General features: G+C 71.6%; 7 protein-coding genes. 4 read left to right on the top strand and 3 right to left on the bottom strand.

Annotation, left to right across the window (positions count from 1 at the left end):
* A partial coding sequence (locus G6027_RS05725; protein ID WP_182636221.1) for an aminotransferase class III-fold pyridoxal phosphate-dependent enzyme occupies window positions 1-857 on the bottom strand: 857 nt, incomplete at its 3' end.
* Window positions 858-942: 85 nt separating this feature from the next.
* On the opposite strand from G6027_RS05725, the gene G6027_RS05720 reads away from it, so the two are divergent.
* Both G6027_RS05720 and G6027_RS05715 read left to right on the top strand, forming a co-directional pair.
* Complete coding sequence (locus G6027_RS05720; protein ID WP_182636219.1) at window positions 943-1,932, top strand: D-2-hydroxyacid dehydrogenase; 990 nt, start codon at window positions 943-945, stop codon at window positions 1,930-1,932.
* Between the two features lie 83 nt (window positions 1,933-2,015).
* Window positions 2,016-2,876, top strand: coding sequence for a phytanoyl-CoA dioxygenase family protein (locus G6027_RS05715; RefSeq protein WP_182636217.1), 861 nt, complete (start codon window positions 2,016-2,018; stop codon window positions 2,874-2,876).
* A gap of 23 nt (window positions 2,877-2,899) precedes the next feature.
* On the opposite strand, the gene G6027_RS05710 is transcribed toward G6027_RS05715, so the two are convergent.
* The gene (locus G6027_RS05710; RefSeq protein ID WP_182636214.1) at window positions 2,900-3,811 is read right to left on the bottom strand and encodes a LysR family transcriptional regulator; all 912 of its coding nucleotides are present in this window, start codon (window positions 3,809-3,811) and stop codon (window positions 2,900-2,902) included.
* 151 nt (window positions 3,812-3,962) lie between these two features.
* Between G6027_RS05710 and G6027_RS05705 the strand changes: the two genes are divergently transcribed.
* Entirely contained in the window at window positions 3,963-5,198 is a 1,236-nt protein-coding gene (locus tag G6027_RS05705) for a Glu/Leu/Phe/Val dehydrogenase (protein WP_187702633.1), read from the top strand.
* A 116-nt stretch (window positions 5,199-5,314) separates the two neighbouring features.
* On the opposite strand, the gene kstR is transcribed toward G6027_RS05705, so the two are convergent.
* Window positions 5,315-6,043 (bottom strand): cholesterol catabolism transcriptional regulator KstR, encoded by a 729-nt coding sequence (kstR, locus tag G6027_RS05700; RefSeq protein ID WP_182636212.1) that lies wholly within the window; start codon window positions 6,041-6,043, stop codon window positions 5,315-5,317.
* Between the two features lie 166 nt (window positions 6,044-6,209).
* On the opposite strand from kstR, the gene G6027_RS05695 reads away from it, so the two are divergent.
* Window positions 6,210-8,274: acyl-CoA dehydrogenase family protein (locus G6027_RS05695; protein ID WP_182636202.1), on the top strand; the 2,065-nt coding region annotated here is incomplete at its 3' end.

Raw genomic sequence — 8,274 nt, 5'->3', positions numbered from 1 at the left:
TGCCAGGCCTTGGCCATGATCGCCTCCGGTGCGGCGATCGCGGAGATGGGGAAGCCCGAGGCGATCCCCTTGGCGGTGACGATGACGTCCGGGACCAGGCCCTCGGTGTGCTGGTGGCCCCAGAACCGGCCGGTGCGCCCGATGCCGGCCTGGACCTCGTCGAGCACGAGCAGCGCGCCGATCCGGTCGGCGCGGTCGCGCAGTCCCTGCAGGTAGCGCGGCGGGGTGGCCATGTAGCCGCCGTCGCCGAGCACGGGCTCGATGAGGAACGCCGCGATCTCGCGGGCGTCGACGCGGGAGGCCATGAGGTAGTCCAGTTCAGCGAGCGCGAAGTCGATCGCGTCGTCCTGACTCCACCCGTGCCGCAGAGCGTGCGGGAACGGGGTCATCACCACCCCGCCCATGAGGGGGGAGAAGCCGGCGGAGAAGCGCGTGCCGGCGGTGGTGAGGCTCGCGGCGGCGACGGTGCGGCCGTGGAACCCGCCCTGGACGGTGACGATGTTGGGCCGGCCTGTGGCCATGCGGGCCAGCCGGACGGCGGCCTCGACCGCCTCGGAGCCGGAGTTGGCGTAGAACACCGAGTCGATCCCCTCCGGGAGGTGCTCGCCGAGCTTCTCCGTCAGCTGCAACAGCGGTTGGTGCATGACGGTCGTGTACTGCGCGTGGATGATCTTCCCGCACTGGTCGCGCGCGGCGGCGACCACGTCGGGGTGGCAGTGGCCGGTGCTGGTCACGCCGATGCCGGTCGTGAAGTCCAGGTAGTCGCGGCCGTCGGTGCCGTGGATCCACGAGCCGAGGGCGTGGTCCACCACGACGGGCGTGGCCTGCTTGAGAAGGGGCGACAGGTGCGCGGTCATGGGGCCAGTGTGTGACCCCTCCGAGCAGATTGTCAACAATCCGACGATCTGATGGGGCCGATCGCGGGCACGCTACGGTGTGTCCATGACGCAGCAGCACCGGGACCCGGGCACGCGACCGACAGTCGTCCTCCTCACCGCCGACGGCGTCGTCCCGCCCACCCACCTCGACGAACTCCGCGGACTCGCCGAGGTCCGGGAGTGCACCGCCGAGACCCTGGCCGAGGCGCTGCCCGGCGCCGAGGTGCTGCTCGTGTGGGACATCTTCTCCGACGCTCTGGCCTCCGCCTGGCACGCCGCCGACGCGCTGCGGTGGGTCCACGTGGCCGCCGCCGGGGTGGACAAGCTCCTCTTCGACGAACTGCGCGACTCCGACGTGCTGGTCACCAACGCCCGCGGGGTATTCGACGGGCCCATCGCCGAGTACGTCCTGGCGTGTGTCCTCGCCCACGACAAGCAGTTGCACCGGACGGAGGCGCTGCAGCGCGCGGGGGTGTGGCGCCACCGTGAGACCACCCGCGTGGCGGGACGCCGCGCGCTCGTCGTGGGGACCGGGGGGATAGGCCGGGCCACCGCGCGTCTGCTGCGGGCGGTGGGGCTGGACGTCCGCGGGGCGGGGCGTCGACCCTCCGACGACGACGAGGACTTCGGCGTCGTCCTGGATTCGGCCCGATTGGTCGAGCACCTGGGCGGCGTCGATCACCTGGTCATGGTGGCCCCGCTGACCGAGGCCACCCGCGGGATGCTCGGGTCGGCCGAGTTGGCCGCGCTCCCGGACGGTGCCCACGTGATCAACGTGGGGCGGGGGCAGCTGGTGGACCAGGAGGCCCTCACGCAGGAGATCGCCGCGGGCAGACTCTCGGCGCACCTGGACGTCCTCGTCGTCGAACCGCTGCCCGACGGTGACCCGCTGTGGACCCTCGACGGCGCGCACGTCAGCCCCCACATGTCGGGCGACGTGGTGGGCTGGCGGGACACCCTCTCCCAGCAGTTCCTCGACCACCTGCGCACGTGGGCGGACGGCGGCGAGCCCGGTCCGGTGGTCGACAAGAACCGGGGATACGTCAGCGCCTGACCGGTTGTCCGTGATCGTGGTCATATCTACCGTCGGGGCCAGAGGCGGGCCGGAGGGGCCCGCCCCCGACCGAGAGGAGACGCATGACACTGGCCGTCGATGGCTACGTGACGCGCGTGAAGACCGCCCCGACCATCATCGATCGCCCGGACCCGGTGGTGTGGTCCCGATCCGACGACCCCGAGATCCAGCGGTTCGCCGAACGCGGCTACGTGCAGAGGGAGGGCGCACTGGACGCCGGCAGGGTGGACGCCTGCCTCGAGGAACTGCACCGCATCGGTGCCGACCCCGCGATGGCCGCCGACCCCCGGGTGATCCGCGAGGCCGGCAGCGACGCGGTCCGGTCGATCTTCGATGTCCACGCCCTGAGCGAGATCGTGCGGGAGGCGGTCGAGCACTCCGGTGCGATCGACCTGGCCCGCGAGATCCTCGGTTCCGACGTCTATGTGCACCAGAGCCGCCTGAACTACAAACCCGGGTTCGCGGGCGGGGCGTTCTACTGGCACTCGGACTTCGAGACCTGGCACGCCGAGGACGGCATGCCCCGCCCCCGGGCGTGTAGCGCCTCCCTCGCGCTCACCCGCAACGAGGTCTACAACGGCCCGCTGATGATCATGCCGGGGACGCAGAGGTACTTCGTGCAGTGCGCAGGCGAGACGCCGGAGGAGTACTACAGGGAGTCACTGGTGACCACGGCGCCGAAGGTGGGCGTGCCGTCCGAGGAGCACATCTCGGAGCTGTACCGCTCCCACGGTCTCGACGTCCTCACCGGCGGGGCCGGATCGATGACCATGTTCGACTGCAACACCCTGCACGCCTCCGGCGGGAACATCAGCCCGGTGCCGAGGGCGAACGTCTTCATCGTGTTCAACAGCGTGGAGAACGGCCTGTCCGATCCCTTCGCCGGGACCCCGCCGCGGCCCGACTTCCTCGCCCGGCGCTGAACCCGGGCGGAGCACTATCGCGACTAGGGGGCGTCGAGCCCCAGGCCGAGGGCGGCCTCGGTGAACGCTCCGACGAAGGCCTGCAGGGGTCGGCGCCGCGCATCTCGCTCGCGGTAGGCGATCGAGACCGTCCTGGTGAGGGCATCGCTCAGCGGTAGCACGTCCACGTCCGCGGTCGAGGTGCCCAGCCCGAGGTCGGAGGCCAGGGTCACGCCGAGGCCTGCGGCGACCAGGGCCAGTGCGGTCGACTGCTCACCGGCCTCGTGACGGATGTCCGGCTCGAACCCCGCCTCCCGGCAGGCGAGCCGCACCGCCCTGCCGAAGTGGGAGCGCGGGTGGGCCAGAACCCAGGGCTTGCCCGCGAGGTCGCCCAGCGCCACCTCGCCGGCGTCGATCGACCCGCGGGGGGCCACGAGGTGCAGTGACTCCACGGCGACGGGCGCGCGGGTGAGCTCGGGGACCCGGGCCATCGTGTAGCTGGAGTAGTCCAGGACGAAGGCCAGGTCGAGGGAGCCGTCCCGGACCGCGCCCGTGGTGTCCTCGGGGGCGAGTTCGCGGCTGCGCACCTCGATCCCGGGGTGGTCCCGGGCGAGCACCCGAATCCCCGCGGGCAGCAGGGTGGTGGCCACCGACGCCCAGACACCCGCCGTGAGGGTCGTCCCGACCCCTGCTCGTGCCGACTCCATCGCGTGCCCGGCGTCCTCCACCGCGGACAGGATGGTCTCCGCGTGCCCGGCCAGGACCAGCCCGGCCTCGGTGAGCACGATCCGGCGGCCACGACGCTCGAACAGGGGGGTCCCCGCCTCCCGTTCGAGAAGGGCGAGCTGTTGGGACACGGCGGAAACCGTGTAGTCCAGGGCCCCGGCGACGGCGGTCACGGTCCCGCGACGCTCCAGTTCGCGGAGCAGTCTGAGTCGGTGCAGTGACGGCTCCATGGACCCGAGCGTAGGGGCTGACCGGGGACAGTGCAGAAAAAGTGAACGGTCGGGTCCATCGATTCTCGCTGGACCCGGGCCTGCCCTCGCTCCCATGCTTGGGGGACCCCGCCGGAGAGTCGGGACGAGGCGTTTTCAGGAGGCGAGCACCATGACATCCATCGAGATTCCGGGTTTCACCGCGACAACCGGGTCGGCTCCGGTGGCCGTGCCAGCTTCACCCGTGGAGAAGACCTCCACCCGCGAACCGTACCTGCGGCTGCACTGGAAGGACGACGTCACCGGTGCTCGCGGTTTCCTCGTCGTGGACACCCTCACCGGAGGCCTGGCCACCGGCGGGACCAGGATGCGGGCCGGCTGCACCCTGGGCGAGGTGGAGGACCTGGCCCGCGGCATGACCCGCAAGACCGCTGCCTTCGACCTCCCCGTCGGCGGGGCCAAGGGCGGGATCGACTTCGACCCCAAGGACCCCCGTGCCGTCGAGGTGCTGTCCCGGTTCTGTGAGGCGATGCGCCCGTTCCTCGACCGTCACTGGGTGACCGCCGAGGACCTCGGAGTCCCGCAGCACCTGATCGACGGGGTCTTCGCGGGTCTGGGGATGCGGCAGTCCTACCACGCCGCCATCGAGCGCTCCGGGGATCCTGCCGCGACCGCCGGCCGCATCTTCCGCGGGCTCACCGCCGAGGTGCCGGGCGGACTGCTCGGCGACGTGATCGGCGGGTACGGGGTGGCGCAGGCGTGCCTGGCCGCGGCATACGTGCGCGGCTGGGACGTCGGACGCACCACCGTCGCGGTCCAGGGTGTGGGCACGATGGGCGGCGCCGCGGCCTGGTACCTGCACGAGGCCGGGATGACAGTGGTGGCGGTGGCCGACGCCGCCGGGACGCTCTACGACCCGGCGGGCCTCGACATCCCCGCGCTGCTGGCCACCCGCGACCGCTTCGGTGAGATCGACCGCGGGGCCGTCCCCGCCCGCGTCCAGCAGCTGGAGCGGGACCAGATCATCGGGATGGACGTCGACGTCCTGGTCCCCGCCGCGGTCTCGTACGCCATCACCGCGGACAACTGCGCGTCCGTCACGGCGCCGATCGTGGTGGAGGCCGCCAACGCCGCCACCACCATCGACGCGGAACTCGACCTGACGGCACGCGGGATCGCGGTGTTGCCGGACTTCGTGGCCAACGCAGGAGCGGTGGCCTGGGCCTGGTGGCTGATCCTCGGAGAGGTGGACGACCAGCCCGGGACCTCGTTCCTGCGGCTCAGCCGGGAGATGACGGCCAAGGTGGCGGACCTGCTCACCGACTGGACCCCCGCGGACGGTCCGGTGCGCTGGACGGCCGACGTCTCGCACCTGGTGCGTCAGGTCCCGGCGGTCGTGGTGCCCTGACGCCCGCGCGCAAGAACTACAGCCGCACACGAATCATCGTGTGCGGCTGCAGTGTTTGCGCGCGTTCGCCAGCGGAGACGCGGGCACGGCCGCGGCCGCGGTGGGGTGGAGGCTGTTCAGCCCTCGGGCTCGGCGTCCGCCCCTGCGGCCTCTTCGGACGCCCCGTTTCCCTTGCCGATGGCGGTGTGCAGCCGCGCCCGGCGCGGGGAGTCGTCCGTGCCCAGCAGGAGGTCGATGGTCAGGCCCAGTCGGCTGTTGACGTCCGCGGCCGAGGATCGCCTGGTGAGCCAGGAGACGAGGTTCGACATCCACACGTCGGAGACCACGCGGGCGATCGAGAGCTGGACCTCGTCCGGCTCCCCCTGGGCCATGGCGCGGGCGATGATCCGGTCCATGTAGTAGCCCACCTCCTCGACCTCGTTGGCCACCGACGCGTCGGCGAACATGAACGCCCGGGTCATGGCCTCGGTGAGGTTGGGGTCGCGCTGCATGGACTTGGTGATCATGTCCACCACGACCTTCATGCGCTCCTGGGCGGTGTCGCCGGGCGGGGCCGAGCGCTCCGTGCGCTGGTCCAGGCGGCGGAACTCGCGGGCCAGCGCCGAGACCAGGAGGTGGACCTTGGAGGGGAAGTAGCGATAGAGCGTGCCCACCGCGACCTCGGCCTTCTCCGCCACCGCGCGCATCTGCACCGCTTCGTACCCGCCCTTGGCGGCCAGGGCCAGCGTGGCGTCGAGGATCCGGCGACGGCGCTCCCGCTGGGACGAGGTGCTGGGCTCGTCGCCGCGGGACGCGGGATCAGACGCGGCAGGACCGGAACCGGTCTCGGTCGAGCTCTTGGTCATGAGGCGAGCCTCCTGGGCTGGCGAGCGGCCGATGGGGGCCGGGTTCGGTGTTCACGTCCTGCTGGTGCATTCTAGAACACGGTTGTTAGAACACGTTCTACTATGGGGGAGAGCGCCGGTCCGCGGACCCGCGCCGGTTCGAACCCCGTCGCGACGAGGAGCCACCGTGAGCATCGCCACCACCCCGGATCAGACCGAGATCCAGAACTCGATCAAGTCCTGGGCCAAGTCCGTCGATCCCGTGGACACAGTACGCGCCCAGGAGACGGACCCGGACGCCTGGAAGGCGCATTGGACGCAGTTGGCCGAATTGGGGCTCTTCGGCGTGGCCGTCGCCGAGGAGTACGGCGGGGCCGGGGCCGAGATCCTCGACCTGGCCTGCATGCTCGAGGAGGCCACCGCCCGGATGGCCCCGGGCCCGATCCTGTCGACCGCCCTCGCGGGCGTCCTGGTCTCACGCGCCGGTAGCGAGGTGGCCTCCGCGCTGGGCGAGACCATCGCCGAGGGCGGGCTGCCCGTGGGCGTCTGCCTGGGCCACGGGGCGTCCACCCTCAAGGGCTCGACCACCGCCGGCTCGACCACGGTGACCGGTGATCCGGGTGTCGCCTACGGCGGGACCACGGGCGGGGGGATCCTCCTGTCCGTCGAGGTGGACGGGCGGACCCGGTGGGCCCTGCTCGACGGGGACACCGAGGGGCTCACCGTGACCCCCGCGACCCCCTACGACCTGTCGGGCTCCATCGGTCACGTGTCCCTGGACGGCGTTCGAATCCCGGCCGACCGGATCCTCGACGGCATCACCACGGACCTCGTCCACCAGCTCTTCGTGACCCTCGCCGCCGCGGAGGCCGCCGGGGTCGCCGACTACACGCTCGCCACCGCCGTCGAGTACGCCAAGATCCGCGAACAGTTCGGCCGGACCATCGGGTCGTTCCAGTCCATCAAGCACCTGGCGGCCGACATGCTCTGCCGTACCGAGCAGGTCCGCGCCCTGGCGTGGGACGCCGCCGCGGCCGCCGAGGACCTGCTCGCCGCAGACTCGGAACTGCCCGTCGCGGCGTCGGTGGCCGGGGCCCTGGCCTTCGACAACGCCGTGCGCAATTCCCAGGACTGCATCCAGATCCTCGGCGGCATCGGCTTCACCTTCGAGCACGACGCCCACTTCTACATGCGGCGGGCGGGCGCACTGCGCCAGGCGATCGGCGGTTCGGCCCGCTGGCGGCGCTCACTGGCCGAGTTGACCCTGGCCGGCAGGCGCCGACACCTCGAGATCGACCTGTCGGAGGTCGATGGTCTCGACGCCAGGCGCGAGGAGATCAGGGCCCTGGTGGCGAAGGTCGCCGCGGTCTCCGGTGACGAACGCAAGCGGGCCCTGGCAGACACGGGCCTGTTCATGCCGCACCTGCCCGAGCCGTGGGGCCTGGGGGCCTCGCCCGCCGAGCAGCTCCTCATCGACGAGGAGCTCGAGGTGGCGGGCGTGACCCGACACGAGATCACCATCGGCGGCTGGGCCGTGCCGACCATCCTGCAGGCCGCACCCGAGCACGCAGACCTGCTGGTGCGCGGCACCATGGCCGGCGAGATCAAGTGGTGCCAGCTGTTCTCCGAGCCGGGCGCCGGTTCGGATCTCGCCGCGCTGCGCGCGACCGCCGAGAAGGTCGACGGCGGGTGGAGGATCAACGGCCAGAAGGTGTGGACGTCCCTGGCACGCGAGGCCGACTGGGCCATGTGCCTGGCCCGCACCGATCCCGACGCCCCCAAGCACAAGGGCATCACCTACTTCCTCGTGGACATGAAATCCGAGGGGATCCGGACCAGGCCGCTGCGCGAGATCACCGGTGAGGCCTTGTTCAACGAGGTCTACCTCGAGGACCTGTTCGTCCCCGACGAGTTCCAGGTCGGTCAGGTGAACGACGGCTGGAAGATCGCCCGCACGACCCTGGCCAACGAGCGCGTGGCCATGGGCGGTGGCTCCTCGCTCGGCGAGGCCGCCGAGGAGATCGTCGGCCTCATCCGCGCGGCGGGGGCGGAGGAGGACGCCCTGGTGCTCGACGAGCTCGGTAGGCACGTCGCCGACGGCGTCGTGGGGAGCCTGCTCGACCTGCGCACCGCCCTGCGGACCCTCGCCGGCTCCGGCCCGGGGGCCGAGTCGTCCGTCCGCAAGATCGTCGGCGTGCGCCATCGCCAGGACATCGCCGAGTTCGGTCTCGAGCTCACCGGCACCGGCGGGA

Origin of the sequence: Dietzia sp. SLG310A2-38A2 (assembly GCF_014145095.1) — a bacterium.
In the GTDB taxonomy this organism is placed as follows: domain Bacteria; phylum Actinomycetota; class Actinomycetes; order Mycobacteriales; family Mycobacteriaceae; genus Dietzia.
This window is presented reverse-complemented; position numbering and strand designations above follow the sequence as displayed.

Coding starts and splice junctions, on each gene's coding strand:
- G6027_RS05720 (WP_182636219.1), top strand. CDS start 943: ATGACGCAGCAGCACCGGGACCCGGGCACGCGACCGACAGTCGTCCTC.
- G6027_RS05715 (WP_182636217.1), top strand. CDS start 2,016: ATGACACTGGCCGTCGATGGCTACGTGACGCGCGTGAAGACCGCCCCG.
- G6027_RS05710 (WP_182636214.1), bottom strand. CDS start 3,811: ATGGAGCCGTCACTGCACCGACTCAGACTGCTCCGCGAACTGGAGCGT.
- G6027_RS05705 (WP_187702633.1), top strand. CDS start 3,963: ATGACATCCATCGAGATTCCGGGTTTCACCGCGACAACCGGGTCGGCT.
- kstR (WP_182636212.1), bottom strand. CDS start 6,043: ATGACCAAGAGCTCGACCGAGACCGGTTCCGGTCCTGCCGCGTCTGAT.